Annotated in this window: 26 protein-coding genes; 6 read left to right on the top strand and 20 right to left on the bottom strand. The window is 63.6% G+C overall.

The genetic code is table 11. The features are described 5' to 3' along the window. Positions 1–3: 3 nt before the first annotated feature. The 5 genes from E2E30_RS20000 to E2E30_RS20020 all read right to left on the bottom strand — a co-directional run bounded on the left by E2E30_RS20000 (position 4) and on the right by E2E30_RS20020 (position 5,664). A complete protein-coding gene (locus tag E2E30_RS20000; protein WP_019054679.1) occupies positions 4–1,248 on the bottom strand; it encodes a molybdopterin-dependent oxidoreductase in 1,245 nt (414 codons plus the stop codon). Positions 1,249–1,355: 107 nt separating this feature from the next. Further along, positions 1,356–2,438, bottom strand: coding sequence for a TDT family transporter (locus E2E30_RS20005; RefSeq protein ID WP_231958561.1), 1,083 nt, complete (start codon positions 2,436–2,438; stop codon positions 1,356–1,358). Positions 2,439–2,503: 65 nt separating this feature from the next. Then, entirely contained in the window at positions 2,504–3,376 is an 873-nt protein-coding gene (locus E2E30_RS20010; RefSeq protein ID WP_019054677.1) for a LysR family transcriptional regulator, read from the bottom strand. Between the two features lie 88 nt (positions 3,377–3,464). Then, positions 3,465–4,448, bottom strand: a complete 984-nt coding sequence (locus tag E2E30_RS20015) for a malate dehydrogenase (RefSeq protein WP_133192424.1) — start codon at positions 4,446–4,448, stop codon at positions 3,465–3,467. Positions 4,449–4,494: 46 nt separating this feature from the next. Further along, a complete protein-coding gene (locus E2E30_RS20020; RefSeq protein WP_051583499.1) occupies positions 4,495–5,664 on the bottom strand; it encodes a YncE family protein in 1,170 nt (389 codons plus the stop codon). Between the two features lie 244 nt (positions 5,665–5,908). On the opposite strand from E2E30_RS20020, the gene E2E30_RS20025 reads away from it, so the two are divergent. The 3 genes from E2E30_RS20025 to E2E30_RS20035 are packed head-to-tail and all read left to right on the top strand — an operon-like array spanning position 5,909 to position 8,207. Then, entirely contained in the window at positions 5,909–6,388 is a 480-nt protein-coding gene (locus tag E2E30_RS20025; protein ID WP_043150680.1) for a hypothetical protein, read from the top strand. 23 nt (positions 6,389–6,411) lie between these two features. Further along, positions 6,412–6,792 carry a CopM family metallochaperone gene (copM, locus tag E2E30_RS20030; protein WP_051211422.1) on the top strand — a complete coding sequence of 127 codons (381 nt, stop codon included), beginning with the start codon at positions 6,412–6,414 and terminating at the stop codon, positions 6,790–6,792. Next, positions 6,789–8,207, top strand: coding sequence for a YncE family protein (locus E2E30_RS20035; RefSeq protein ID WP_037535052.1), 1,419 nt, complete (start codon positions 6,789–6,791; stop codon positions 8,205–8,207). Before copM ends, E2E30_RS20035 begins: the two co-directional genes overlap by 4 nt. A gap of 453 nt (positions 8,208–8,660) precedes the next feature. Here E2E30_RS20035 and E2E30_RS20040 read toward each other — a convergent pair whose 3' ends face one another. From E2E30_RS20040 to E2E30_RS20110, 15 genes are all read right to left on the bottom strand, one after another. Continuing rightward, complete coding sequence (locus tag E2E30_RS20040) at positions 8,661–10,583, bottom strand: type IV secretory system conjugative DNA transfer family protein (protein ID WP_133192425.1); 1,923 nt, start codon at positions 10,581–10,583, stop codon at positions 8,661–8,663. Between the two features lie 13 nt (positions 10,584–10,596). Further along, positions 10,597–11,619, bottom strand: coding sequence for a P-type DNA transfer ATPase VirB11 (virB11, locus tag E2E30_RS20045; RefSeq protein WP_133192426.1), 1,023 nt, complete (start codon positions 11,617–11,619; stop codon positions 10,597–10,599). A 4-nt stretch (positions 11,620–11,623) separates the two neighbouring features. Then, the gene (virB10, locus tag E2E30_RS20050) at positions 11,624–12,934 is read right to left on the bottom strand and encodes a type IV secretion system protein VirB10 (protein WP_133192427.1); all 1,311 of its coding nucleotides are present in this window, start codon (positions 12,932–12,934) and stop codon (positions 11,624–11,626) included. A gap of 1 nt (position 12,935) precedes the next feature. Beyond that, positions 12,936–13,943, bottom strand: coding sequence for a TrbG/VirB9 family P-type conjugative transfer protein (locus tag E2E30_RS20055; protein ID WP_133192428.1), 1,008 nt, complete (start codon positions 13,941–13,943; stop codon positions 12,936–12,938). A 1-nt stretch (position 13,944) separates the two neighbouring features. Then, the gene (locus E2E30_RS20060; RefSeq protein WP_133192429.1) at positions 13,945–14,622 is read right to left on the bottom strand and encodes a virB8 family protein; all 678 of its coding nucleotides are present in this window, start codon (positions 14,620–14,622) and stop codon (positions 13,945–13,947) included. A gap of 436 nt (positions 14,623–15,058) precedes the next feature. Further along, positions 15,059–16,123, bottom strand: coding sequence for a type IV secretion system protein (locus E2E30_RS20065; RefSeq protein WP_240699164.1), 1,065 nt, complete (start codon positions 16,121–16,123; stop codon positions 15,059–15,061). A gap of 45 nt (positions 16,124–16,168) precedes the next feature. Beyond that, complete coding sequence (locus E2E30_RS20070) at positions 16,169–16,441, bottom strand: hypothetical protein (RefSeq protein WP_037533493.1); 273 nt, start codon at positions 16,439–16,441, stop codon at positions 16,169–16,171. Between the two features lie 2 nt (positions 16,442–16,443). Further along, positions 16,444–17,169: a type IV secretion system protein gene (locus E2E30_RS20075; protein WP_133192430.1), complete on the bottom strand. Its 726-nt coding sequence runs from the start codon at positions 17,167–17,169 to the stop codon at positions 16,444–16,446. Position 17,170: 1 nt separating this feature from the next. Then, positions 17,171–19,537, bottom strand: a complete 2,367-nt coding sequence (locus E2E30_RS20080) for a VirB4 family type IV secretion/conjugal transfer ATPase (RefSeq protein WP_133192431.1) — start codon at positions 19,535–19,537, stop codon at positions 17,171–17,173. Beyond that, entirely contained in the window at positions 19,530–19,871 is a 342-nt protein-coding gene (locus tag E2E30_RS20085; protein WP_133192432.1) for a type IV secretion system protein VirB3, read from the bottom strand. The genes E2E30_RS20080 and E2E30_RS20085 overlap by 8 nt, the downstream gene beginning before the upstream one ends. Beyond that, positions 19,864–20,187, bottom strand: coding sequence for a TrbC/VirB2 family protein (locus E2E30_RS20090; protein WP_133192433.1), 324 nt, complete (start codon positions 20,185–20,187; stop codon positions 19,864–19,866). Before E2E30_RS20090 ends, E2E30_RS20085 begins: the two co-directional genes overlap by 8 nt. 21 nt (positions 20,188–20,208) lie before the next feature. After that, positions 20,209–21,537, bottom strand: coding sequence for an LPD7 domain-containing protein (locus E2E30_RS20095; protein ID WP_133192434.1), 1,329 nt, complete (start codon positions 21,535–21,537; stop codon positions 20,209–20,211). After that, complete coding sequence (locus tag E2E30_RS20100) at positions 21,534–22,151, bottom strand: lytic transglycosylase domain-containing protein (RefSeq protein WP_133192435.1); 618 nt, start codon at positions 22,149–22,151, stop codon at positions 21,534–21,536. The genes E2E30_RS20095 and E2E30_RS20100 overlap by 4 nt, the downstream gene beginning before the upstream one ends. Beyond that, positions 22,148–22,501 carry a hypothetical protein gene (locus E2E30_RS20105; RefSeq protein WP_133192436.1) on the bottom strand — a complete coding sequence of 118 codons (354 nt, stop codon included), beginning with the start codon at positions 22,499–22,501 and terminating at the stop codon, positions 22,148–22,150. The genes E2E30_RS20100 and E2E30_RS20105 overlap by 4 nt, the downstream gene beginning before the upstream one ends. After that, a complete protein-coding gene (locus tag E2E30_RS20110) occupies positions 22,498–23,154 on the bottom strand; it encodes a muramidase (RefSeq protein WP_240699146.1) in 657 nt (218 codons plus the stop codon). The genes E2E30_RS20105 and E2E30_RS20110 overlap by 4 nt, the downstream gene beginning before the upstream one ends. A 417-nt stretch (positions 23,155–23,571) precedes the next feature. Between E2E30_RS20110 and E2E30_RS20115 the strand changes: the two genes are divergently transcribed. The 3 genes from E2E30_RS20115 to E2E30_RS20125 all read left to right on the top strand — a co-directional run bounded on the left by E2E30_RS20115 (position 23,572) and on the right by E2E30_RS20125 (position 25,757). Then, a complete protein-coding gene (locus tag E2E30_RS20115) occupies positions 23,572–24,261 on the top strand; it encodes a hypothetical protein (protein ID WP_240699147.1) in 690 nt (229 codons plus the stop codon). A gap of 51 nt (positions 24,262–24,312) precedes the next feature. After that, complete coding sequence (locus E2E30_RS20120) at positions 24,313–24,636, top strand: single-stranded DNA-binding protein (RefSeq protein WP_037533373.1); 324 nt, start codon at positions 24,313–24,315, stop codon at positions 24,634–24,636. 251 nt (positions 24,637–24,887) lie between these two features. Further along, positions 24,888–25,757, top strand: a complete 870-nt coding sequence (locus tag E2E30_RS20125; protein ID WP_133192498.1) for a DUF7146 domain-containing protein — start codon at positions 24,888–24,890, stop codon at positions 25,755–25,757. Positions 25,758–25,798 lie beyond the last annotated feature (41 nt).

The raw sequence follows: 25,798 nt of genomic DNA on the forward strand, positions 1-25,798 counted from the left end.
TCCTCAGCCGACGACGATGTTGGTGGTTTCGATGTTGCCGCGCATGAACCCGCCCGGGTTCCAGATCGGCGTCATCGGCTGCGCGATGCCGGCGGTGTTCCAGCAGCGCGACATCAGCCTGGTCGGGCCCGCATGCGTGAGCGGCACCTGCGCGTCCCAGCGGCGGAAACTGTATTTGCCGTGATCGGGGCCGAGCACTGTCTTGTACCAGGTCTTGCCGTTGTCGGTCGACACATCGACCTTGGCGACGCCGCAATCGCCCCCCATCGCAATGCCGCCCAGCGGGATTGACCGGTCGAACGCGATTGCCTGCCCTTCGTCGAGGCTCGTGACCCAGCTGCGCGGGATCATCTTGTTGATGGGCACGGCCGGGAAATCCTTCTGGCCAGGCCGCACGTTCGCGCCTGGAGTGTCAGGGATCTTGTACGCCTTGGCCATCCAGTAACCGTCGTCGGGTGCGGCGAGCACCTCGATGTCGTTCAGCATCTTGACCCAATAGGTCGAATACCAGCCGGGTACGATCAGCCGGACCGGGAAGCCGTTGAGGAGCGGCATCTGTTCGCCGTTCATCCCGAAGGCGAGCATCACTTCGCCGTCGCGTGCGTGGTCGATCGACAGCGACTTGGCGAAATCCGGTCCACCCGCGACCACCGGTTGGTCGAGCGCACCGAACCGCACCGCAACCGCGCCCGGCTTCACGCCGGCGATGTCGAGCACGTCGCGCAGGCGCACGCCGAGCCATTTGGCGTTGCCCATGGCCCCGTGACGCCACTGCGCACCGGCAACGGGCGGCTGGAACAGCGCACGCGAATTGCCCGAGCATTGGTTGATCGCCGCCAGCTCGACGCGTGGCAACTTCAGCAGTTGCGCGAGCGAGATCGACAGCGGCCGCGTGACCGCGCCGTGCACCTTGATCCGGAACGCCTCGACATCGATCGCGGTCGGAATGTCAGCCCAGTGCCAGCGGACGAAGAACTGGTCGTTTGGCGTGAAGACGTCGCCATTGAACACGCTCATCGGCGTTTCCAGCAAAGGCGGGTGGATACGCTGGAGGATCATGTTGCCCTTGCCGGGGAACGCACTGGTCATCGGCCGTTCCGACGGACCGCCCGGCAGGTGCAGATCGACCATGCTCTGCGCCAGCGCGGGTGCGGCGATCAGCGCGCCGCTGCCGATCGCGGCCTCTGCGAGAAAGCGACGGCGGTTCGTCGCCTGCGCCAGTTTCATATCCAGGCTGTCCACCAACATTCTCCCGTTTCTGTCATGTTCTGTATGCGCGACCCGTCCGCCGGTCTGCCCGGTACGGGTCGATCAGATTCGCCGGTTCGATCCGGCAGGACGATCGGTTTGGCCCATCAATTGGCTTGGGCAATGCAGGGCGACACGAACAGGTTGCCGCGCCAGCCGCCCGCGACCGTCTTAGCGCCGACCAGCAGCCACATTGCTGCGAGCGCCACTGTGAGGACAGTGCCGACGATCCCGAAAAAGCCGAGCTGAAGCGTCGTGCCGAGCTTGAAGGTGGCGACCGTGGAGACGCCAAGCGGGAAGGTATAGCCCCACCAGCCGAGGTTGAACGGAATGCCCGCGCGCCAGTAGCGGATCGTGATCAGCGTCGCGAGCGCCAGCCACCACAGACCGAAACCCCAGAGCAGCAGCCCGGCAATCGTGCCAATCCCCTGCGCTACCGCGCCGATCTGCCCCAGGCCGTTGGCGGCGAGGATCGCGGGCGCGTTGCTGCCGAGCACCAGCATCCCAAGCGCGCCGGTGCCAATCGGACCGAGCGCGAGCCAGCTCGAGGCGGCCATGCTCTCGTGCGGCAGCTTGTGCAGTGCCATCCGCAGGATCAGGATCGCGAGGATGCCGAACGCGACCGGCACTGAATAAGCCCAGAGCACATACGACGTTGCGAGCACGACGAACTGGTGATGCGCGTCCGCCAGATGCGGGGCGAGCAGGCCGCCGCTCGCACCTGCGACCTCCGCCGCGACCACCGGCAGCAGCCACACCGCGGTCATGCCGTCGAGCGAATGTTCGTGCCGAGTAAACATGAGGTAGGGGATCGCTACACCGCAGGCGAGCGACATCGCGACGTCGATCCACCACAATGTCTCGGCGATCGGGATCACGCCAGCGCCGAACCGCGGCAGGCCGAACGCCAGGAACCCGTTGATGATCGTCGCCAGCCCCATCGGGATCGTGCCGATGAACATCGACACGGTGTTGTGCCCGAAGATCCGCCGCGCCTCGTGTCCGAACATCGTCCAGCGCGCGGTGTAGAGCCCGGCGAACAGCGTGAAGAGCGCGATGTTGAAGTACCACAGCGCCTCGCCGACCGGGTGCAGCGATGCGCCGACGCCCGGCACCTGCGGCAAGGCGAGCGCGAGAATGCCGGTGCCCATCGTAGCGGCGAACCAGTTGGGGGTGAACTGCCGGATCATCTCGCGCGGGGAGTCGAGCCGGCTGAGGGGCTTCAGGCCATCGAGAACGGGTTTCAGATCGGCGGTCACTTGCCAGTCTCCTTGATGAGATCGGTCAGCGCATCGGCCGCCCGCGTTCGATACCGCTCTTTATGGCGCAGCGCGTAGAACGGACGCCGCGGCAGACCGAGCGGCAGATCGTGCAACGTGCCGGCCGCGATTGCAGGTGCGACGACATGCTGCGACAGCACCGCGACGCCCGCCCCGGCCTCGACCGCGCTACGTACCGCCTCGTTCGATGGTAGCATCAGCGCCACGGTGAGGTCCGACGGATCGACGCCGCGCTGGCGCAGCACCTCCTCGAACGACGAGCGCGTGCCCGATCCCTGCTCGCGGACGATCCAGCGTGCGGCGCGGATCCAGTCCTCGTCGATCGTGTCGGCTGCGCGGTCGCTTACCAGCACCATGCGGTCGTTCGCGACCGTCCAATGCGCGAGCGCGGGCTCGTCGATCACACCCTCGACGAAGCCGAGCTCGACCGCACCGTCGAGCACGCGCGCCGCGGCCCCCTCGGTGTTGTCGATCGCCAGTTCGATTGAGATCGCGGGGTAGCGCGCATGGAACGCGGCCAGCTGGCGGGGCAGCCAATAGCCCGCGATCGTCTGGCTTGCGACTAGCCGCAGAGTGCCGCGCTCCAGTCCTGCATATTCGGCCAGTGCAAGTTCCGCGCTGGCGGCACGGCCAAGCACTGCGCGTGCGTCGACCAGAAACATGCGGCCCGCTTCGGACAGTTCGATCCCACGGCCGACCCGGTGGAACAGCGGCACGCCGTGCCGGGCTTCCAGCGCGGCGATGGCAGCGCTTGCGGCTGACTGCGTCACATTGAGCGCTTCGGCCGCGCGCGTCATGTGCTCGCGCTCAGCGACACCGACGAAAATCCTGAGTTGTTCCAGGGTCATGCCCGATCTCCTTGCCCCAATGATAGGGAAAGGAGATCAATCGCACCAACCAAAGATTACGGTCATTCCAATCAGATATACCGGTCGTTCATTTCAGAATGTCGATAACCGCCTCACGTTCATCGACCAGTTCGGCAATCGTGCGATCAAGCATCGTTCGCTGGAATGGATCGAGGATCAGTCCTTCGATACGCGCATACCCACCGCTTTTGCAGTGCACCGGCACGCCGCACACCAGCCCTTGCGGGATACCGTAGGAGCCATCTGACACCACGCCCATCGACACCCAATTGTCGCCTGCGCCGTGCACCCAATCGCGCAGATGGTCGATCGCCGCATTTGCTGCCGACGCGGCCGAGGACGCACCCCGTGCTTCGATGATCGCGGTTCCGCGCTGCGCAACGGTGGGGATCAGGGTCTCGCGGTACCAGGCCTCGTCTCCAATACGGTCGGCAAGCTTTTGGCCATCGAGTTCGGCATTCCCCCAGTCGGCAAACATCGTCGGCGAATGGTTTCCCCAGACGACGAGCTTTGTAATCGCATCGACACCGACACCCGCCTTGGCCGCAAGCTGTCCCTGCGCGCGGTTGTGATCGAGGCGGATCATCGACGTGATGTTTTCGGCAGGGAAACCCGGTGCGCTTTGCGCAATGATCCAGGCATTTGTGTTGGCGGGATTACCGACGACCAGGATCTTGGCGTCGCGTTTGGCCACTGCGTCCAGCGCTGCGCCCTGCGTCTTGAAGATCGCTGCGTTGGCAGCGAGCAAATCACGGCGCTCCATGCCCTTCGAGCGGGGACGAGACCCGACCAGCATGGCCGCATCGATGTCCTTGAAAGCCACCATCGGATCATCAGTAATGATCACATCTGCCAGCAGCGGGAACGCGCAATCCTCCAGTTCCATGACCACGCCGCGTACTGCGTCCAGCGCCTGCGGCACGTCGAGCAGTTGAAGGATAACGGGCTGGTCCGGTCCGAACACGTCACCCTGCGCGACCCGGAAGAGCAGCGAATAGCAAATTTGTCCTGCGGCACCGCTGATCGCGATCCTGACGGGGGGCTTGGTCATTTTGGAAAGGGCTTTCGTTGGGAGATTACAGACGGTGTGAGACCGATCAACGCGCCGCCAGGGCAAGCGCCGCATCGCGCCCGGATGGCACCAGATTGGCGAGACCTTTTCCTGATCTTACGGCACCAGGAACGTAGATCAGGCTCTGCGCATCCGTACTGATCGGGATCGTCGACACGGTGGTGTACGTCAGCGTGTCGATCCCAGCGACCTTGTTGGTTCCGGCCAGGCTGGCATAGATCCTCGTACCATCGCCCGACGGCCAAACCGCACTCGGAGCCGCTTGTAGCGGGACGGTTGCCACAGCCTCCAGGCTGTCGGTTCTATAGACCTTGATTGCAGGTTGATCGCCGCCAACGCTGACATAGGCAAAGGAATCGTCTGCGCGCTGGGCGAAGTTGACCGCGCCCGTTGCTGGACCAGTGTTTATCACTTCGCGTACCGCAAACGGCGGTTTGGCAGCAAAGACCGTGGTCGTGCCGCTCTCGCGGCGTGTTGCCCAGATCTGTTTGCCATCTGGCGAGACCGCGATTGCTCCCGCACCTGCACCGTTGCTGGCAACGTGTCCGACGACGCGCCGATGCTCGACGTCGACAACCAGGATGGACGGCCTTTCAGTAAGCGATACAAAGGCATAGCGTCCGTTTGGCGACAGGATGGTCGCGCCCGCTCCGCCACTTGCTGGTACGCGGGTGATCTCCCGCGCTGTCTTAGGATCCACGACCGCGATGGCATGTTCATCGCCGAGCGAAACCCAGAGTTCGTGCCCATTGGGCGTAAACGCGACGGCGGTAGGCGACGTCTGGAACACGGTCCGGCCTCGTTCCGTGTTCGTGGCCAGATCTACGAGCGTCACACTGTGCTGCGCTAATGCCGATACCGCCAGGGTCCGCCCGTCACGCGTTGCAGCCAGGTGCTGGACTTTGGGGCTGGAAAAGCTGGGCTCAGCTATCGCGCTTTTGGCGAGGTCGATCCGTCCCAATTCGTTGCCCGCTGCAGGATCGATGACAACGATCTTTGTCGATGTAGGGTCAGACACATAGATCCGGTCATGATGGCTGAGGTCGATATCAGCCTTCGACCACGGTGCCTGAACCGCCTTGATATCGTAGGGAAAGTCGTCCGCCGCAGGTGCAGCCCAATAGGCCTGAGCGATCGCCGGGACTGGCGCTACGGAGGCCAACATCGCGGCAACCAGAACGATCGCAGCTTTCATCGTTTGATCCTTATCACGGACCCGGCGGGTGATCGTGCCGGTCCGATGCCGCTAGATCGACCGATATGTCCCTCGCGTCCAACGCATGGTCGCGATGATTTCAATACGAAAACGCGATTATAGATTGCCGACCGTTCCTGTTAAATGATTGGAATGACCGTGGTTATGCGTTGGACCGACCGCCCCGCCGCAATCATCTATCCTGTCACGCTCGGCATTCATCGAGACGCGCGGAGACTTCCTCATGGCAACACAGCCGATCTACGATCTCGCTACCGAGACACTCGTTGCTCCTAAGCCTGTGCGTCGACATCTCGCAATCGTGCCGGATGCAGGCAATTATGACGAGCTGGAAAGAACGGCTCCAGGCATCGCATCGCGCGGCGTCCATCCTGCCACGTTGGGCTTGCTCGTCGGCGTGTATGCAGCAATGTTGCTGACTTTCTGGACCTTCTTCGCACGTGATGCAGCTACGGCGCTCGTCCTGACGGTCGTGTCGGTCTTCATGATCCTGTATTTCGGTCTGATTGCTGGCGGCATCGTACTCAGCGATACTCCCGCCCCCGGCGAACCCCTCCGTTCGTTCTCGGAGTTCATCAAGGGCCCGGTCGATATCTTGACGGGCACGATCACAGGGCGCGAAGCGGCTATACAGATGCTCTTTCTCCCGGCCTGCATGGCCGTGCTAGCAACGATTATCGGCATCATCGCTCGCGTGTCGTAAACAGGAAAACTAGGGACAGGACGATGAGATCACGCATGACCTTGCTGATGGCGATAGGCTTGTCCGTATCGACCGCTGCTATCGCGCAAACGGACGGCTTCGCGTCCGCGATGGATGCGGCGATGACGCGGATGCACGGCGCGATGATGACCGGCTATTCAAACGATCCCGATCGCGACTTCGCAAGGATGATGATCCCGCATCATCAAGGTGCGATCGACATGGCTGAGATCGAGCTGCGTTACGGCAAGGACGAACGCCTGCGCCGGCTTGCGCAAGGGATCATCGTCGAACAGCGTCAGGAAATCGCGGTGATGCAGGGCATCCTATCCGAAGGCGGCGCGTTGCCACGTCACACCGGACCGACCGCGACTGGTCACCCCCATCACGGAGACCGTCCATGAAGCGTTTCACCCTAACCGCCTGCACCGCCTTGTGCTTTTCAGGCCCTGCGTTTGCCCAGCAAGTGCCCAATGCGACCCCCGACATCCCTGTCAGCGCGCAGGACCGGTTCTACACGTCGGACCAGTTCTCCAACACCGTGTCGGTGATCGACCCATCAACCAACACGCTGCTCGGCGTCATCAAGCTCGGCGACCAGACCCCCGCCAACCTCAGCCCGCTCTACAAGGGGCAGCTGCTTGTCCACGGCATGGGCTTCTCGCCCGATCGTAAGACGCTGGCGGCGATCTCGATCGGTTCGAACTCGGTGACGTTCATCGATACCGCGACCAATGCCGTGAAGCACACGACCTATGTCGGGCGCTCGCCGCATGAGGCGTTTTTCCGCCCCGACGGTCGCGAAGTCTGGGTCGCGGTGCGCGGCGAGGATTATATCCAGGTGCTCGACGGCAAGACCTTCGCGCCGACCACGCGCATCCCCGTCCCCAACGGCCCCGGCATGACGATTTTCTCGCCGAACGGGAAATACGGCTATGTCTGTTCGAGCTTCTCACCCGAGACCGTGGTGATCGACACCGCCTCGAAGAAGATCGTCGGTCGCGTCAAGCAGGCAAGCCCGTTCTGCCCCGACATCGCCGCGACGCCCGACGGCAAGCAGGTCTGGCTGACGCTGAAGGACGTCGGCAAGGTCATGGTGTTCGACGCCAAGCCACCCTTCGCAGTGCTGAAGACGTTCGACACCGGCGCGATCACCAACCACGTCAACATCGCCCGCACCAAGGCCGGCCAGTTCGCCTATGTGACGGTCGGCACCGAGAATGTCGTGAAGGTGTTCCGCACCACCGACTTCGTGCAGGTCGCGAGCATCCCGGTCGGCGCGCTGCCGCACGGTCTGTGGCCGTCGGGCGACGGCTCGCGGATCTATGTCGGGCTGGAGAACGCCGACGCTGTTGCGGCGATCGACACCGCCAGCAACACCGTCATCGCGACGATTCCGATCGGTCAGGGGCCGCAAGGCGTGGCCTATGTTCCCGGCGCGGTGCCGGTAGGCGAAGGCCGTGCAAACCTGATACCGCTCGCACAGGCCGGCATGAAGATCCAGCTGACCCTCGCCGGGACTGGCCGCAGCCAGGTCACGCTGTTCGATCAAGGCCAAGTCCAGATCCTGCAGGCGGCGGTTGCGGGCCTCAGCCCAAAGATGCCCTATGTCCTTGGGCTATCCTCCCGCGCTGATGGTGGCGGCGTGATCCAGCCTCTGGCAAAGTTCATGACCAATCCGGCTGGCGGCGCGATCGTCAACACGCTCGGACCGCTCCGCCAGATCGTCAGCGACGCGAAGGGCGACATGCGCCGGTACCTCGTCATTGCGTCAGGCGACCCGATGATGCCGAGCGCTGTCGTTCAGGTGCAGAAATGAGGGTTCAGGTGAACCCTGCGATCTCCTGTCCGTATCCAGTATCTTGGTCATGACGCCGGTATAGGTTGCCGCAGCGTCTTGAGACTGTCGGAAAACACACGTTTGTCGCACCGCGCGCAAAGCGAGCGCGGCGTCGTAAAATTTCCACATTGGCACGAGTGTCCCACAATCCCTGTCGGATTGGGAAAGTGTGCGACAACCTTGAAGGCATCGTTTTTCGTCATGAGAGCAACGACCGCAATTCGGCACGACTTCTCCAAAACCTGACAGTTCGCTACCGGCCAGGATTGCCCGCTGCTGTGCCGATCCCCGAGGCCCCGCGGATGGCTGATCCGTCCGAAAGCCGACGTTCAAAGTGATACTCTGGAATGACCGCTTCGTCCCATTTAACGCCCTTCGAGGCAACCTCGCTCGTTCCCACTTTAAAAATCGATGAGTAGGCCTTCGCATTGGTTATGCAGGCCTGCCTCGCACCATGAGGACGCCTTCGAAGAGCTTGGCGACACGCTCGTTTGTCGGAACGGCTAAGGCAGCGCTGATCGCGGCCTGGTTCAATCCACGCCGACCCGTTGCGGTTGCTCCGTCGGTTGCGACGGATCCCGACGTCGGCACGGCGCTTGGCGCCGACCAGGCGGGAATGATGTCATCGGGGGCCTGAGTGGCCTCGATCACGCGAAGGCTGTTGGCAGCGATGGCTGGGTCCACGCGGATCTGGGGCATCTCCGGGGCCGGTATCTTAGTCCGCGCCGAGAGCTTTTTCTCGGCATAGTAACGGACCTTCTTTCCATAGGTCGCGTACATGCCTCGCCGGAAAACGATCAGATCGTCCTCCGGCAGCAACTCGACTTCCTGAGGGAGCATAAGCGGCCGGCGCTGATCGGAGTCCGAGGTGGAGCCGCCGCCGCCACCCCACGTTCCCATCGAGCGCGAGCGCGCCTTGAACGTGTAACTGCCGAGCTGGTCCGAAATCTTCTTTGCCTCGGCCAAACCGGCCGGACGAAGAACAAGCCGCACCGCGCAGTTTCGTTCGATGTCGGCCGCCACCTTATCTCCATAGACGCCCTGGATCTGTTCGAGCGACTGGAACGCTGGCAGCATCCGCAACCCGTAGCCGGCGACATAGCTGAACGCGTTCGCGAGCACGGTGCATTTGCCGAGGCTCGCGAACTCGTCCAGGGCGAGCAGCACCTTGATTTGATGCTTGTCGCCCTTCGGCAGCTCGCGGACGTTGCGATCGATGAGTTGCTGGAAGAGCAGGCCATAGATCGGCGCAACCCGCTCCAGGTCATCCGGCGACACGCCGAGATAGAGCGAGATCCGCTTGTCCCGAAAGTCACTGAGATCGAAATCGCTCTCTGAGGTCGCCGCATCGACATATGGGTTCAGCCAGCCGTTGATCTTGGACGTAACCGACTGGCGCAATCCGGAGAACGTGTTCGCCGACGAGCCGGTATAATCCTTGATCGCCGAGACGCACCCTTCCGACAGGGGCTTTCCGGCCCTCTTACGATCGGCGATGATCTTCGGGAAACGCCGCTGGGCGTCGCTGGCCGCGAACTGGCGGTACACCTCGCCGAGCGTGAAGGGTAGGGCATCGTCCCCATCGTCGACGGTCGCCGCGATATAGGCGGTGATGCCGAGGAACGCGGTTCGCGCGCCCTCGGCCCAGAACTTCTCGCCCGTGAGCGGATCGGGATAGAGCATCGCCGCGATCTTCTGAAGCTCGTTGATGACCTCCACCGGATCATACCGGTTGATGTAGCTCAGCGGGTTCCAACGCACGGTGCGGCCGGTGGGATCGAGCGGGTTGAAGAGCAGCACTTGCTGCCCGAGCACCTTCAGCCGATACCCCGCCGTGTTGTCGTAATTCTCCTGCTTGATGTCGAGCACGACGAGAGAATCGAGCCAGTCGAGCAGGTTCGGGATGATGACGCCCACCCCCTTACCGGCGCGCGTCGGGGCTTCGAGCATCACATGCTCGGGCCCGCCGAAGCGCATCACCTTGCCGCCGAACTTGCCCAGCACGATGCCGGCCGAGGCGAGCATCTTGCCGTTGCGGACCTCGCCGACTCGCGCGAAGCGCGCCTCGCCGTGGAGCTTTTGCCGCGTGAACAGCGTCGAGACGATGATGACGACCGTCAGGACAATGCCGATCCCGAAGCCGATCAGGAACGGCTGATAGACGATCGGATAGCCCTTCAGCGCCCACAGCGCGGCCGGCACCTTGCGCCACGGGGTATGGGCGTTGAGGAGGTGGGCACGCCACAGGACGGCGAGGGCGCCGATCGCGGCGCTGACGAACATGCCGATGACGCCGAGGAACGCGATCGCGCCCGGCTGCGACCCTTCGTCGCTTCGCACCCATTTTCCGTTCATGCCGGCACCCCCTTCAGTCGGTCGGCTTGCTCGCCGGATCGAACCATACTTCGGTCATGCGATAGCGCGCCGGCTTGCCCTCACCGGGTGGCAGGCGATGCATCTGCACGACGATATCGACCAGGGAGCGCAGCAGCGCCCGGATGTCGTGGCGGTCGAGATCGTTGCCGCCGTCCGATTCCTTCACCAGCAGCGTCAGCTGCTCGAGCGCGCCCTCGGCGGTATTGGCGTGGACCGTGGTGATCGAACCGGGATGACCGCTGTTGACGTTGCGCAGGTAGAAGAAGGCGGTGCCGTCCCGCAATTCCTGGAGAAGGATGCGATCGGGCCGCATTCGCAGCGCCGATTCCAACAACTCCTTGGCGCCCGCCTTCTGGAGGCTCTTCCCGTCCTTGGCGTACATCATGTGGACGTGATTGCGCTGGGGTACGACGAGCTCGCGCGTGTCCTCGATCGTCAGGATCCGCTCATAGTCCGGGATCAGCTTGATGAGACCCTTCGAGAAGCTCGTCTTGCCGGAGCCCGTCGCGCCGGAAATGAGGATGTTCTTGCGGGCTTCGACCGCCAGCTTGAAGAAGGCGCGCCAGTCGCCCGCCTCGCGCAGTCGCAGCAGATCGGGGTCGACCTCCTCGTACAAGCCGTGCGCGCGGACCTCACTAAATAGGCCTGCGCGCTCGAAATCGTCGATGGTCATCGTCACGCCCGACGCTTTGCGGATCGTGATCGAGATGAAGCCTTGCTCGACCGCCGGGGGAACGACGACCTGTGCGCGCTCGCCACCCGGCAGGACCGAGGAGCATATCGGATATTCGGAGTTGATGTCCTGCTTGGTCAGCCCCGCGATCAGCTTCGCCAGCGTCATGAGGGCCGCATTGTCGAGTGCGGGCTCCTCGTGCCACTCCCAGCCACCCCGCGTCTCGAGGCCGATCATCCCCGGCTCGTTGATGACCAGCTCGGTCACATCGTCGCGCAGAAGGTGCCGTCGGATCGGCTCGGCATTATGTTCGTAGATCAGCGACGTCGGACTGGATGCCACGGCCTTAACGCCTCAATCCCACGTCATAGACTGAGCGGAAATCGAAGTCCTTGGCGACGAAGATCGCCGCGGTGTCGCCCTGGTTCTTTTTCAAGATCGGTTTGATGTTCATAGTTTGCTGAAGGACGGTCTGCCCGGTTTGCCCAGGAACTTGCGTGGTATTGCTCCCCTCATTGGCAACTGCCCGACCGGCGATTTGCGAGGCATCCTCCAGCACCGAGATGACGAGCCCAACGCCGAAACGTGCCCAGAACTGGGTATCGACGCCGCCTGGCAACCCGGCCCGACCAAGGCTATCGGCTGCCGGCGACCCGAGGTCGATGGCGACGCCGCGCGGCGTCAGGGCGCGCGTCCACAGTACGAACAGGCGCGCTTGCCCCTGCGTGATGCCGCCGGAATATTGCCCGAGGACCTTGGTCCCCTTGTCGAGCAGGACGATGCGACCGTTCTCGGAATAGACATCGTGGTTGATGACGCAGGACACGAACCCGGCCTGCGTCGAGTTGATCGCCGTTTGGAGCGTGCAGGGGATGACCGTGCCCGCACTCAGCAGAAGGTTACGGTCCGCGACCATCGTTGCCCGGACCGTCTGGATCGCGGCATGGCCGAGCTGATCGCTGAAGTCGGTCGAACCCTTGCCCGCCTCGGCCGGATTGTCTTCGCCCGGCGCTCCGAAGCCACTGGCACCGAGACCCCGCCGCGCGACGGTGGATTGTCCAGCGCCGCGCGTCCGGTCCTCGAGGTCCGTACTCTGTTGAGCGTCCGCACCGGGCGCGGAGGCGGGAAGAGCGGTCGAGGCCAGCCCGGTGTTACCAAAGGCCATGATCGGCGATCGCCGGGCCGCATCGGCCATGGCGCGCGCCTGCTCGGCACGTCGCTGCTCGGGAGATTGCTGTCCGTTCGCCGTGGCGGAGGCTGTCCCGCCCGTTGTCGGCACCGGATTGCCGTTGGCATCGGCGACCTGCGTCCCCGCCGCTGCGGCGATCGGCCGCCCGAAGATATCGGTCTGCGCCGCGCCGGGCTGGCCGAGTTGACCCGCGAGCGCCGCTCGCTGCGCGCTCGGCGATCCCATCACGTCGTCCACGGCACGGTCACTGGCCTTCGCGGGCTGCGCGGCAGCCGCGGTACTGGCCGATTGGTGAAACGCACCATAGCCTATCACGATGCCGCCTATGGCGCCGAGCAGGCCGATCCCCGCACCGATGAAGGCGAGGTTGCCCCACCCGCCGCTACGCGCGACCGGGTTATCGACCTCGCCTGGAGCAACGGTGTCGGCAGCGACATCGCCCCCGCGGTCAATCACGGTCCCGACCATGTTACTGCCCCTTCACTTTGCGTTCGACGACATTGGAGACGGTGCCCGTTCGATCGCCGCGATCGTTGCGCAGCGGCGCCTCGTTGTAGATGCACAGCACCGCCGCCCCGCGCCGGAGGCGCAGCTGACGGTAGACCGCATGGATCACGACGAAATCCTCGCGAACATCGTAGGGGACGATCGTCTCGGTCCCGTCGACGTCGACCGCGAAGATCGAGGGAATGTCGGCGTGGCCCGGATAGCGCAGCACGGTGAACTCGCCGTTGTCGGAGATCTCGGTGGGTTGCAGCGCGACGTCGCCCTGCACGGTATAATTCATATTCCGGGTGCCCTCGATCACGGCATGGTCGAGCGCGGCGGTGGTGATGGTCGTCTCGATCGCCTTGGCGGCCTGGGCCTGGGCAATCTGCACCTGCAACGCCGCCATCGCCCGTTCCTCGCGCGGATAGCGGAACCGTACGCCGTACATCGTGGCGCCCGTCCCTAGTGCGAGGTTGAAATGATAGGTGCGCGGCACGCCGCCCGCGTTGGTGACGACGATCAGGTTGGTGCCTCCAGCCCTCTCTCGGGGTTTGAGAAAGACGATATTGCCTACGGGCGCGATCTGCCAGGAGACCGTATCGCCCAAGGCGGCCTGCGTGACCGTTTCGCCGGGCCCGAACTGTATCTCGATCGCGTGCCGGAAACTGCCGACGATCGTTACCACCTGATCCGGATCGTAGTTGACGTTGCGAACGCGGGCGTCCTTGGCCCCAGGAACAGGGGTCTCCGACGCGAACGCGGCGTGTGGCGCGAGCGTGACTGCCGCGGCACCCAGAACCGAGAACGCGACGAGGCGGTGCCACACCGCCCCCACGCCGCGCCAGAAGCGGTTCTTGGCGCCATCCTCCGTCAGCACCAACTCCGTCGTCGGCGGTGACAGGCGCAGATCCAGCCTTTTGCGGAGCGCGGGCATGAAGGGGACGGCGAGACGGTCGCCATTGTCCGACGTATTTGGCTGATCGCTCATGTCACGCCTCCGGGTCAGAACGATAATTCACGACCTGGAAGCCGAGCGGATTGAGATTCCGATCCTTCTCATGCTCCGGCGCCGTCGTGTATCTGAAGGTCAGTATCGCGTTCCAATTTTGCGCGATCGGCGTGTTCTGCCCGAAGGTGATGATCTTCGTGAAGCGGACCTGCGCCACGGTAGGACTGAGGAAACTGATCGTCCGGATCGAGATCGAGACGAAGCCCTTGTCGCCGTAAATGTTGGAAGGCGCGTTCTTGTTGTTGGCCTGAACGCTGTTCAGGTAACGAGCGCTTTCGGCGGAATCGCTGGTGAGCATGACCGTATAGGCGTTCTCGCGCGCAGCATCGTTTAGCCAGCCTTCGCGCAACCGCACATATTGCGAGATGAAGTAGCGGTTGACCGCATCCTCATAGGTGCGCGGCTGCGGCCCCTTGAGCGCGGTCATGACCTGCGTCTCGCCCGAGCTCTTGTCGACCCTGATGACATAGGGCTCGACGGTCTTCAGCGGGCTGAGCATCGCGACTGCCGCAACCGACGCCACAGCGAGCGTGCAAGCAGCCGCCGCAACGCCCCAGGCGAGCCGCTTGGACTGGATCGCCGCACGCATACGGTCATATTCCCACGTCCTCGATGTCTCGTAGTATTTCTCTTTATCTTCGGCCTTCACCGCGCCCATGGCGTCGATCCCTTCAGCAGGAGGAGTAGGTCGGCGCGACGTCCTGCGCGGACGTGCGTGGCGCCGATCGCGGGATATTCATGGCCCCGGGTCCGATGGGGGCGGCAGGCGTACCTCCGGCACCGGGCGTAGGGGTCGGTGCGGGAAGAGGCGCCGGTGCTAGCTCGCGTGATGGCGGCGCCACCATCGACTGCCCTGCGCCCTGCTGTGACGCCGGCAGTGGCACGGGCAAGCTCGGCAGGATCGACCCGTAGAGGTTGGCGGGACGCCGGTGTTTGCCGTCGCACACCGAGACAGGTCTGATATGAGTCCCGGTGCAGCCGCCAAGCACAAGCGTGCCGATCGACACGATGGTTAGCCTTTTCATACGGTCTCCGTTCGTAAGGTCCCGCGCCCGGCGGTTCCGTGATGCATGGTTCCGGACCGGCCAGCCGGCCTAATTGGACCGAGAGGCCGAGCCGCCCGTGGCGCCCCCTCCTGGCGGGGGACGGTTCGCCTGCGTCGCGCGCCGGAACATCAGCCGGTTGGTCAACATGTTCGCCCCGGTCTGCAGGAAGCCATGGCCGCCAGAGGACGCACCCCCCGAGATACCCGCGGCGATGGCCGGCGATTGAAAGAAGAAGATCGTGCCGACGATGTAGATCGCCGCACAGGCGATCGTCGCGACGAGCATCACGGCGGCTTTCAGAACGATGTAGCCGTTCTGCGCCATGACGAAGGACGAGCCGTCTTCGGGGATCGATCCCATGATGCCGTCCATCGCGGCTTCCTGGAGGCCGGTGATGAACTTCGTCATGATCGCCATGACGACCATCAGCAGTATGAAATTGACGGTCTGCTTCAGCCACCCGTCGAACAACCAGCGGGAGGAGTTGAAAAGCAGACACGCCAGCGCGAGCGGTGCGAGCGCGACGCAGATCGCAACCGACAGTTTGGCAAAAATGACGATGCAAAAGCCGATCGACGCCGACATAAACGCGAAGATGTAGAGGACGGCGACGCACAGATAGGTGATCAGCGTGGCGCTGAGCTGAATCACGGGCGTTCGAAAGTCGGTGATGCCCTTCTGCTCTTGCGACTGAACTTTCAGGTTCGCATTGACCAACTTCTCCGAGAGCTTGCCGGTATCGGAGACATAAGTATCGAAGGTCGTGCCCGGGTTGGTGACGGGCGTGCCCGATCCAGCCGCGATGATCTCGCTCGGCAAGTTGGTGACCACGTTCACCACAAACGCCGAATAGCCAACCGCACTGGCAGCCGCGAGGGCGAACCCGACCTTACCAGCCTGAAATACCAGCTCGCGAAGTGGAGCCTGGATAGCCCCTCGTAGCACGGCAAAGCCGAGCAGCAGGAAGTAGATGATCGCCGCCAGTGCCAAAGGCGCTGCAACGAAACTGACGAGCCCCGCCCCGAAGCTCGCAACCGAGGTCGCTATGGCGGTCTCCACATACGAATACATCGTCGTGAACAGCGTCATGATGTTGGGTGGGCCGGCAGCCACTGGATGAGGTTCCGATCTTCGGCGATCAAAGCGCAGCGATTAAATCTACTTCTTGCGGATCGTGTTCTGTTTGAAGAAGTCCGCCTCTTCGTTGCCGGCCTTGGTCTGGGCGACCGAGATGGTCGCGTCTCCGGTCGTCGCGCACATCTTGGCCTTCTGATCCGCAGGGAGATGGCTGTACTCCCCCGCGTCGCACTTCGCCTGCCACTGCGAGAGGAGTTGAGGACTGGCGATCAGCTCCTTGGCGGTAGGCACTACGACGTTCTGTTGGCATCCGCAGACGACGAGCAACGAGCAGAGGGATAGTATCTTGCGCATGATCACTTCCTGATCGTGTTGGCACTGAAGAATGCTGCTTCATCGCGACCGGCCGCCACTTGCGCTGCGCTGATCTGCATGTTCGCCTGACCGGCCTGCGCCATCTGGATCGCCTGCATCTTGAGCATATCGTTTTGAAGCTGTGCCTGTTCGACCGAGATCCGGGCTTGGAGGTCCATCACGTCCTTGGGATCTTTGGCATACGACAGTTGCTCGCGGAGCTGGTCGAGGCCTTGCATCCGGGTCTGGGCGATACTGAGCGTATTCTCGCCCAGCGCGGCCGTGGCGGCCGATGAGCTGGTCGCATCCTTGAGCGCCTGGTTGTAGGCTAGGTCTGCGTCGGAGGACGACGTTGCCGGCAGCGCGTAACGAGACTGGATGCTCGATGCGAGCGAACCGAGCGAACCAATCTTCGACAGGTCGCCACTGAGCAACGTCGAGGCGTCGATCGTCGTGTTGGGCAGGATGTTGCGCACCTGCGCGTTGAGCAATTGCGGGGCGAGCGCGTTGACGTTGGTCAGCTTCTGAAGCGAGCTGAGCGTTGTCGTCGCCGTCTGGATCTGCTGCTCGCCCTGCTGGATCATTTTGATCGTGTTCTGGACCTGGGCGAGCGCTTGCACATAGGTAGAGGTGTCGAATACAGGGATGCCCTGTGCAGCGGCCGGCGACGTAAACGCGACGATCGCGACCGGCGCGGCTGCAACCATCATGATGCGCTTGAGCGACATGTCAGCTTCTCCTTTGGTTGGCATAGAAATGCGGCAGCCACGCCGCGGGATCGTTGCCCGCCAGGGCAATGGCCTCCTCCATGGCGACAAGCGTTTCCTCGCGGCCAGAAAGCACTTTCAGCTCATTGGGCATCCCGCCGAGATCGAGCTTCGCAACGATCGAGGTATGCCCTTGCTTGACCAGAAAGGTCCGGCTCTCCGGCGTCAGGTCTTCACGGATCAGCCGATACTCCGCATCCGTCAGGCCGAGCCCGTCGCAATAATCCGATCGCTTGGCGTCCGAGTTTGGAAGCAAGATCTTGGTCGCGGTCTGCTCGATGATCGAGTGCGCGATCGGCGAGCGCAGCGCATCGGCCGGCGACTGCGTGCCGAACACCATGAAGGCGTTGCGCTTACGGAAGGTCTTGAGGCCGTCCTGCGCGAACGCCCGAAAAGCCTCGTCCTGAAGCGCCTTCCAGAACTCATCGACGTCGACCACGACACGCTGCCCGTCCAGCAGCTCGTCGACGCGGTGGAAGAGGTACAACATCGTGGGAGTGCGGATTTCCGGGTTCTCGAGGAAGTCCGTCATGTCGAAGCCGATGAACCGCGCCGACATCGACACTTCGTCCTGCGGACCGTCAAAGGCCCAGCCGAGCGGGCCGCCCAGACACCAGCGCTCCAGCCGGGCGCCGATACCCTCGGCATCGGCGTAACCCAGCATCTCGCGCAACGCGCTGAAGGAGCGCGACGGCGCCGGCAGGCGCATTACCGCCTCGATACCCTCGTCGATCAGTCGTTCTTCCGCGACGCTCAGCGGCCGGTTTTCCCGGCGTACCAGCACACGAATGAACTGCCGCAGAAACGCAATGTCGTGTGGAGATGGGGTAAGACCCTTCAACGGCGCGAAGCCGGTGGGCTCGCCGTCGCGCAGCGCCAAATAGGTGCCGCCACAAGCGCGCACGAAGATTTCGGCGCCGCGGTCCTTGTCGAAGAACACCTGTTTCGCGCCGGTCTTTTCGAGCTGCGCTTGCAGGAAGTTCTGTAGGACTGTCTTGCCGCCACCGGTCGGCCCGATTATCAGGGTGTGGCCGATGTCGGCGCGGTGGAAATTGAACCAGAAAGACGAGCCCGCGCGGGTCTTGAGCAGCGTTACCGCCTCGCCCCAGTGGTTTCCAGACTTGCGGCCTGCCGGGAAGGTGTAGAACGGGCTCAAGCCTGCGAAATTGCGCGTGTTAATGACCGCGGGGCGCGCACGCATCCGAAAATTGCCGGGAAGCTGCGCCCAGAAGGCAGCCTCCAGCGCGACGTCCTCGCGCGCCATCACCATGCCTGTATCGGCCGCTGCGGATCGTGCGATCGACAAGCGTTCCAGCAGCCGCTTCGGGTTCTCGTCGATTACCGCGATCGAGAGGTGATGCTCGCCCATGGCGAAGCGGTTCGCCATGAGATCGTCGACGCCGTCGAGCAGTTCCTCCGCCTGGCTGACGCCGGCATCGTCCGAGGAGACCATTTGCTTGTATTTTTTGGTGAACCGCTCGCTCGCGACCGACTTCACCAACGGCGCGAAACTCTGGGTCAGCACGAACGGAAAGTCGAGGGTGAGCAGGCTGTTGAACTGACCGGTCCTGGTGCTAGCGACATACTCGCGCACGCCGAACATGCCGAGGAAATGCGACTTGTGCGGAAGCCGGATCTCGGCCGCCTCGCGACCGAACACCACGCGTGAGGCATACAGGGCTTGGCCCAGCCTGCCGTCGAGCAGCGGCACGCGGATGCGGTCGCCGGTCAGGATGAAGTGAAGCACCTCCATCGGTCGTGAAAATAGAATACCGTTATGCTCATACATCGAGAGCGGCTCCGGCGCGACATCAGCAAGCAGCGTTTCGAAGTCGCGGCACTTGTCCGCCATAATCGTGAGCGCGCGATGGTCGATCTCGGCGTTCGCTTTTCGCCTGGAGAAAAGCCGCGTCACTTGCTCGCCGGCCATACTCGACGGCCGGACGATGATCGTAACGTAGAACTCGTTGTGGTAGAGAACCTTCTCCTTCAGCGTGTCGGCGTATTTCTCCTGCAAGGTTCGCGCGAAGTCGGAGTGGAAGTCGCCGCCGAGAACGGGGTCTGTGGCTGTCCGCACGAGATGGGTCCACAGCGCAACGCGATCGTCACCGATCGAGCGCCACGCGATGTTGAGCTTGTTATGCCAGGTGTTAAGGTCGCCGATGTCGCTGGTCTCGAACGGCCGCCCATCGACGCGGTACATGCGCATGAGCGAGCCGTCTTCGAGAGCAACCAGCGTGTCATCGACGTGTCGCGTGTAGGGAATGAACTTGATGTCATCCGTCTCGCGGACAGCGATCTTCTTATGCTTGAGCCTGGAATCAGTCATTGCCGAAATGCTTCCGCTTCACGCCTTTGGCGAGGCGAACGGGAGAGTAGCTCCCGCCGCCCCAGAACTTGCGGTTCTTGGATAGGAAGCTGGTCTGGAACCACAGGCCCCACAGCCGGAACGCGTTGAAGTCGTAGTGACAGATCATGCGTGCCGGGAAGTAGAGCGCTCCGAATAAGGCCAGGGGGTAGAACGGATTATGGAAAACCCCCCAGATCACCATGCAGACCATGATGATCGGTAGGATCGCCTCGAGCGGCAATCCCATGAACACCGATGGTCTGGTGAGGGCGAGGAACACCTTATCCTCGGCGAGCCTCTCCAGGTCAGCCACCCGAGCTGCTCATCCAGCCGACGATCGTCGTGGCCGAAAAGATGATACCGATGCCGATCAACACCGTGACCGCTTTTCCCCAGTCCATCCGACCGGTTAGCTTCGCATAGCCGACCGCCATGACGGCGATGACGCCGACCACCGACGCGACGGTGGTCATCCACGTCTTGATGGTGTTGAGACCACCTTCGATCGCGGTTCCATCGGCAAAGGCCGGCTGCGCGAGCGAAATGAGGGCGAGCGCACCCGCAAAGCCGATGACCTGCCGGGCGCGGGCGTCGGACAACATCCGGCCCATGCCTTGAGTGAACTTCATACGGGTCTCCATGGCTTGAGGTTACCTCTCGAGATCGTGGGTGGGTCGGATCGGCTCGACCTGCCGAACAGGCGTCGGCTCGCGGACCGAAACATCCAGGCCGCGCCGCAGCACGTCCGAGATCATGTGGCGGCTCTCCAGGCTCGCGGACGTCATCCGGTCCGCGTCCCCGTCGAAAGCCGCACCGAGATGCTGCTCCATTGCCTCCTGCGCCTGCAGCGCATTGGCGAGGCGCGGCTCGGCGGCAATCCGCTCCGCCTCGCCATGCAGGAACAGCTCGGCCAGGTCGTCATTCTCGTGACGTCGCCCAGGCGCGGGCCGATGTAGGGGCTCCTCCCGGACGATGAGTGGCTCCGGTTCGGGCTGCCGTTCGGGCCCGGCCGTCGACGCCCCGACCAGGCGGTCTTCGCGCGCGCCGGCGGGCTCGTCGCTGAGCGACATGTTCGCGCCGACTTCCCTGCCGACTTCGTGCCGTTTGACCCCGGACCGGACGAGGTAGATTGCGTCGGCGACCTCGCCGTCCCACGCGCCGTCGCGCGCCATCCGGCGGAGATCGTCGGGTTCATAACCGGACCTGGAGAAGGCGTTGACCAGCGTCGGGCTTTCCAGGGCCCGCTCCAGCGCCCCGTTCAGCGCATCCCTGTTCAGATCGATACGTTCGGCCTGAACCTCCCTCCGCAAGGGGTCCATGTCCTCGCTGACGGCCGCGTAGAGCGCCTTGCGATCCTGCGTGTGGACGCTCACCGTCAACAGGAGGCGCTTGTCTGCGTCGGACAATTCGGTGCTGCTTCCGCTTGGCAACGGCTGAGGCGCGCCGTTCCTCTCCGCGTCGGCCGACGGCGCGAGGACTGTCGCCTCCGTCGCCCCGACAGCCGCCGTCGGAGCGACTGGTTCGACAGTCGGCGCCGGCTTCTCCGCCACCTCACGGTCGCGTCGTGCAGCATCGGCGCGACGCAGCTCTTCCATTCGCGCCTGTTCGTCGAAGCTCGGCTCATAGCCGCGCACGGTCAGGCCTTCGCGCGACGCCGCCGTCCACACGGCCTGACGAAACTCAGGCGAACCTTCGACGTCGATCCCCGCCCAGCCATTGTGCTTGGCGATCGTGACCAGGGCCGAGACGGTGTCGGGATCCTCGTTTCGAGCAATGATGCGATCGCCGGCAATCTCGATCGACGGATTCTCACGATCTGTCGGCAGGAACATGCCGACGCGGCGCTCGCTGCCGTCGGACGGCTCGATGATCCGGACCTGATAACGTGTCGCCAGCTCAGGCGGGATCTGGAACGCAGCCTGTTCGGCTTGCGTCTGCGCGTCGAGGCCGCCCCGAGCAACGCTGTTATCCGCGCTCATTTGAAGACCTGAACCGCGCTGGAATCGATCTGCCCCACCACCCAGCTAGCTTCGGCGATCCCTTGCTTTGCCGAGGCGGGCGTGGCGGTCGGCGCCGACGCCGACGCCGACGCCGACGCCGAGCCCGGGATGGGCGGGGGTGTCTGGATCGTCCCCATGCCGCTCGCGGCCGACCAGACGCGACCGACATAGCCATTGTGGAAACCGCGCGTCAGCGTGCCGGTGTTGTAGAGCGAATAGGTCGCGGAGATCGCGTCCAGCCCCGTATATTGCTGGATCGCGAGGCCATATCCCGCCCGAAGGATCGAGGATGCGAGCCGCAGGTTCGTACAGGGGTCGAAGGCCTGTTCGACGGTAACGCCCAACCGCGCTAAATTGGCGGAGTTCACCTGTGCCAACCCGACATCGACCGTATAGCCGGCCGCCATGTACCGCCGCACCAGCGCGGCGCCGTCCGCGATCGACGCGGCGCGGACACGCGGTCCCTTGTTGATATTGATCGCCAGATCGTCGCCGCCGCTTTCGGTCACGACGAGGGGAACAACCGCCTCGGTCGCGATCTCAGGCGCGCATTGCTGCGCAAGCATGGTGATCGCGGCGATGGCGTGGATCATTGCTGCGTCACCGTCTGGTAGCGGGTGTCGAGCGCGTACCGCGACGTTCCGCCATCGGCCTGCGTTACGGTCAGGTCGTAGCCGTGCTTGGCCTTTTTCGTCTTGATGCCGACCCCGGTGCAGGTCGGGAACGAGCCGCCGATAGCGAGGGCGTTCCAGAGTTTCGTAATCGGGGGGACGCACTCGACATATTTCGTCGGCGAACCGGGTGTCGCGAGGCAGAGGACCACCTGACACCCCCAGTCCGACGCGTAGGCGGGTTGTGGGGCCGCGACCGCCACGACGCCGGCCACGCAAAGTGCGATGGCGCCAGTAGTGCCGCCCAGCTTGGTCATCAGATATCGGATCATGAGCCACCTCCATGAACTGCGCGCCACTCTTCGGTTGCGAACACGTCCCACTGCGCCGGTGCACTGGCCGCAAAGGCGAGGGCCGAGGCCGGCGCGGTCGGTGCGGGGGCCGCCTCAACTCCGGCGGGCGTCGGCGGGGACGGCGCGTCGCCTTGTGCGACGGTGATGATCCAGTCCTCGTCGCCTTCGATCGGTCGGGTCCGGTCGATGACCTGTCCGGGTCGCGCGAACGCCACATGCCAGTGGTTCGCGTGACCGCGATCACCCGGCCCGAGCAGCTCGATGATACGGATACCGCTCTGTGCCATGAGGGCCCGGATCTGCTCGCGGTCGATCGCGTGGACGCCGCCTGCGGGAACGAAATCGACCGCCTGGCCGAACTTGTGCCAGCTATACCGCGCGCCGTAGCTGGCGTTCATCGGGCGGATCGTATCGGTGATCCGCGAGCCAAAGGCGCGACGAACGAGGGCTGCGACGTTCGACGCCGAGAGCGCGCCCACGGAGCCGATAGAAGACCGGTCGTCGTCGATATGCGAGAACGCGCAGGCATCAAAAACCGTTGCCAGCGTGATACCGTAAGTCGCGAAATCACGGCCGCGGATCGCCAGCGGCCCCGCCTCGAAGTCCGCGCCCAACGCGATCAGATCACGCACCGTCGCCTCTGCGTCAGCTGCGTTGCCGGGCTGCCTAGCGAGGACCGCACCCGAACGAACGGAGATTGCGAGCGACGCGGGAGATGGCGTTCCGGCCCCGGCTAGCCCGGCGGCACAGAGTTGAATTGCCTTCGCTACGATACTCGCCGGAAGCACACCAATGCACCATTGCTGAATTGATCCAAAGCAGATGTCAGCGACTAGAGGACATCGACATCAAAAGGCTAAACCTGAAGCATAAGGCAAACAACAACACATCTGGAGCGATCCATTCGCGATTATGGAGTGATACGGCGTAATCTATTGCGACTAGAGGCACGATATTGCACCCTGACCACAGGAGATGCGTTTCAAACGGCTTTAGGCAATTGTCAGCTAGGCCAGCACCTAGCTGATTCAGTTGTCGAGTGGTTTCGAGTGGACTGGGACGATGGTGGATATACGGGCCATGCGCTCTTGAAGCTGCAAGCTATACCGGGCGGGTTGGCGCTCTTGATCGCCATCGGCTTCTGGTATCGGCCGTTCGACGACAAGCGGGCTGGGAGGCGCGGGGAGGTTTCGGCCTGCAGCGTCGCTGCGACCCATGACTTCTGCGATGCCGTTGCCGGCCTATCGACGGCGCTCCGCAATCCCTTCTTGCGGGTGGACCGAACCGGCATCCTGCCGCCCCGCGATACGCCAGGGGCCGTCGATCCCTCTATCACTCAGGCGAACATCGGCACGACGATCTGCCGACCCGGCTATGCACGATCGGTCCGCCCCGCCTTCGCGGTTACCGCGCCCGTCAAACGGCGCTTGATGGACGCGCAGCATCCAGGCGAGTCCTTCGCCGATTACGAACTCGACCATCTGATCCCGATCTCGCTTGGCGGTGCGCCGCTCGACCTGCGTGATCTATGGCTCCAGCCCCGGCGCGGCCAGGCGAACGCGGCCGACAAGAATGCCTTGGCCTATGTCTTGTGGCGATTGGTTTGCGAGCGCCGCGTGCCACTTCGGACGGCGCAGCAGGCCATCCGGCGCGACTGGACGAAGGCCTACGACACATACGCGACGCCCGAGAATGTGGCGCGCTACCACTTTGCGCACCGCCAAAAGGAGCGCGACTAGGCTCGCACAGGCCCGCCGGATCCGATCCGAACATCAACGAAGGAGGAAATCATGCCACAGAATATTGCCGAGTTCCGGATCATCGGTCGCATCGGCAAAATCACGGCGCGCGAGAAGGTCACCTATGTGAGCGTCGCCGCCAATTATAACCGCCGCGACGGCGACGACTGGAAGACCGACACGCTGTGGAACAGCGTCGTGTGCTTCTCCAATGTCGGACCCCAAGTCGAAGCAGCCGGGAAGGGTGATCTGGTGCATGTCACCGGCCGGGTCCGCGAGAGCAACCACGGCGAAGGCAACGAGGTTTCCTACCGCACCGAGCTGATCGCCGACACCTTCTCGATCCTGACCAAGGCCGAAGCCGAGCATAGCTGATTGGGGATCGGAAGCGGGTTGGCGGCACGGCTGCACCTCCGCCGCGTTGCGGTCGAGCCAGCGTGGCCGTTCCAACCCGGTCGGGTGACGATCCTCGCTTGGTTGCCACCCGGACGAAAGAGATCGTCGCGCCGCGCGCGGCCCACCTTCTCATGTCGACCATCCAGAGTGGAGGATGCCGCCTGTGCCTTCGGTGATATTTTCCGGAGGCTAAAGTGACCGAAACCGACCAACTTCACAGGACGTGGCCGATGACGAGACTACCGCTCGATGCCGAAATCCGAGCCAAGAACATCGTCGAACAGCTCGGCGGGGTGTGGCGCGGCACTCGCGGCGAATGCCGCTGCCCGGCCCATGACGATGGCTCACCCAGCCTGTCCGTCCGCCTCGGCGATTCGGCGATCCTCTTCCACTGTTTTGCCGGCTGTACAGCGCTCGAGGTGCTGAAGGCGCTTCAGCGCCAAAAGCTCCACGACCGTTCTGCGGTGGCAATGCCGGAGGGAAAACCAAAGCGCGACATGGGCGCGCTCGCCCTGCGTCTCTGGAATGCCAGCGTGCCGGTCGCGGGCACGCTGGCCGAAGCCTATCTCGTCGCCCGCGGCCTCTCCGCGCCCTATCCCAAAGCTTTGCGCTTCAACCCGGCGACCATATTCGGCTCCGGTGCCGACAGACGCGTAATGCCCGCGATGATCGCCGCAGTCGAAAACGACGTCGGACTGGTTGCTGTCCAGCGGACCTTCCTCGATCCTGTCGATGTGCTGCGCAAGCCCATCCCAAAGCCGAAGGTTGCGCTCGGACTGCTCGGCACAGCAGCGATCCGTCTTGCGCCGGCGACCGACGAGCTGGGCCTTGCCGAAGGGATCGAGGACGCCCGATCGGCGACTGAATGGTTCGGGACGCCGACATGGGCGCTGGGCGGTGTCGAACGGCTAGCCTTCGTCGCGATCCCGGAGAAGGTCCGCCGGGTGATCGTTTACGGTGACCGAGGCCGCGCGGCCGATCGCCTGCTGGAAAAGGCACGCGATCACCTGACAGCGAACGGGCGCGAGCTCATCAGCCGCGTGCCGGAGCATCATGACGACTGGAACGACGCCTGGCGCGCGCACCAGCGGAGCGCATGAAACCGCAACTGCGGCAGCTGAATTACGCGGATCATGGGCGT

Source organism: Sphingomonas sp. AAP5 (assembly GCF_004354345.1).
GTDB classification, from domain to species: domain Bacteria; phylum Pseudomonadota; class Alphaproteobacteria; order Sphingomonadales; family Sphingomonadaceae; genus Sphingomonas; species Sphingomonas glacialis.

Coding starts and splice junctions, on each gene's coding strand:
- E2E30_RS20000 (WP_019054679.1), bottom strand. CDS start 1,248: ATGTTGGTGGACAGCCTGGATATGAAACTGGCGCAGGCGACGAACCGC.
- E2E30_RS20005 (WP_231958561.1), bottom strand. CDS start 2,438: ATGATCCGGCAGTTCACCCCCAACTGGTTCGCCGCTACGATGGGCACC.
- E2E30_RS20010 (WP_019054677.1), bottom strand. CDS start 3,376: ATGACCCTGGAACAACTCAGGATTTTCGTCGGTGTCGCTGAGCGCGAG.
- E2E30_RS20015 (WP_133192424.1), bottom strand. CDS start 4,448: ATGACCAAGCCCCCCGTCAGGATCGCGATCAGCGGTGCCGCAGGACAA.
- E2E30_RS20020 (WP_051583499.1), bottom strand. CDS start 5,664: ATGAAAGCTGCGATCGTTCTGGTTGCCGCGATGTTGGCCTCCGTAGCG.
- E2E30_RS20025 (WP_043150680.1), top strand. CDS start 5,909: ATGGCAACACAGCCGATCTACGATCTCGCTACCGAGACACTCGTTGCT.
- copM (WP_051211422.1), top strand. CDS start 6,412: ATGAGATCACGCATGACCTTGCTGATGGCGATAGGCTTGTCCGTATCG.
- E2E30_RS20035 (WP_037535052.1), top strand. CDS start 6,789: ATGAAGCGTTTCACCCTAACCGCCTGCACCGCCTTGTGCTTTTCAGGC.
- E2E30_RS20040 (WP_133192425.1), bottom strand. CDS start 10,583: ATGAACGGAAAATGGGTGCGAAGCGACGAAGGGTCGCAGCCGGGCGCG.
- virB10 (WP_133192427.1), bottom strand. CDS start 12,934: ATGGTCGGGACCGTGATTGACCGCGGGGGCGATGTCGCTGCCGACACC.
- E2E30_RS20055 (WP_133192428.1), bottom strand. CDS start 13,943: ATGAGCGATCAGCCAAATACGTCGGACAATGGCGACCGTCTCGCCGTC.
- E2E30_RS20060 (WP_133192429.1), bottom strand. CDS start 14,622: ATGGGCGCGGTGAAGGCCGAAGATAAAGAGAAATACTACGAGACATCG.
- E2E30_RS20070 (WP_037533493.1), bottom strand. CDS start 16,441: ATGCGCAAGATACTATCCCTCTGCTCGTTGCTCGTCGTCTGCGGATGC.
- E2E30_RS20075 (WP_133192430.1), bottom strand. CDS start 17,169: ATGTCGCTCAAGCGCATCATGATGGTTGCAGCCGCGCCGGTCGCGATC.
- E2E30_RS20080 (WP_133192431.1), bottom strand. CDS start 19,537: ATGACTGATTCCAGGCTCAAGCATAAGAAGATCGCTGTCCGCGAGACG.
- E2E30_RS20090 (WP_133192433.1), bottom strand. CDS start 20,187: ATGAAGTTCACTCAAGGCATGGGCCGGATGTTGTCCGACGCCCGCGCC.
- E2E30_RS20095 (WP_133192434.1), bottom strand. CDS start 21,537: ATGAGCGCGGATAACAGCGTTGCTCGGGGCGGCCTCGACGCGCAGACG.
- E2E30_RS20100 (WP_133192435.1), bottom strand. CDS start 22,151: ATGATCCACGCCATCGCCGCGATCACCATGCTTGCGCAGCAATGCGCG.
- E2E30_RS20105 (WP_133192436.1), bottom strand. CDS start 22,501: ATGATCCGATATCTGATGACCAAGCTGGGCGGCACTACTGGCGCCATC.
- E2E30_RS20120 (WP_037533373.1), top strand. CDS start 24,313: ATGCCACAGAATATTGCCGAGTTCCGGATCATCGGTCGCATCGGCAAA.
- E2E30_RS20125 (WP_133192498.1), top strand. CDS start 24,888: ATGACGAGACTACCGCTCGATGCCGAAATCCGAGCCAAGAACATCGTC.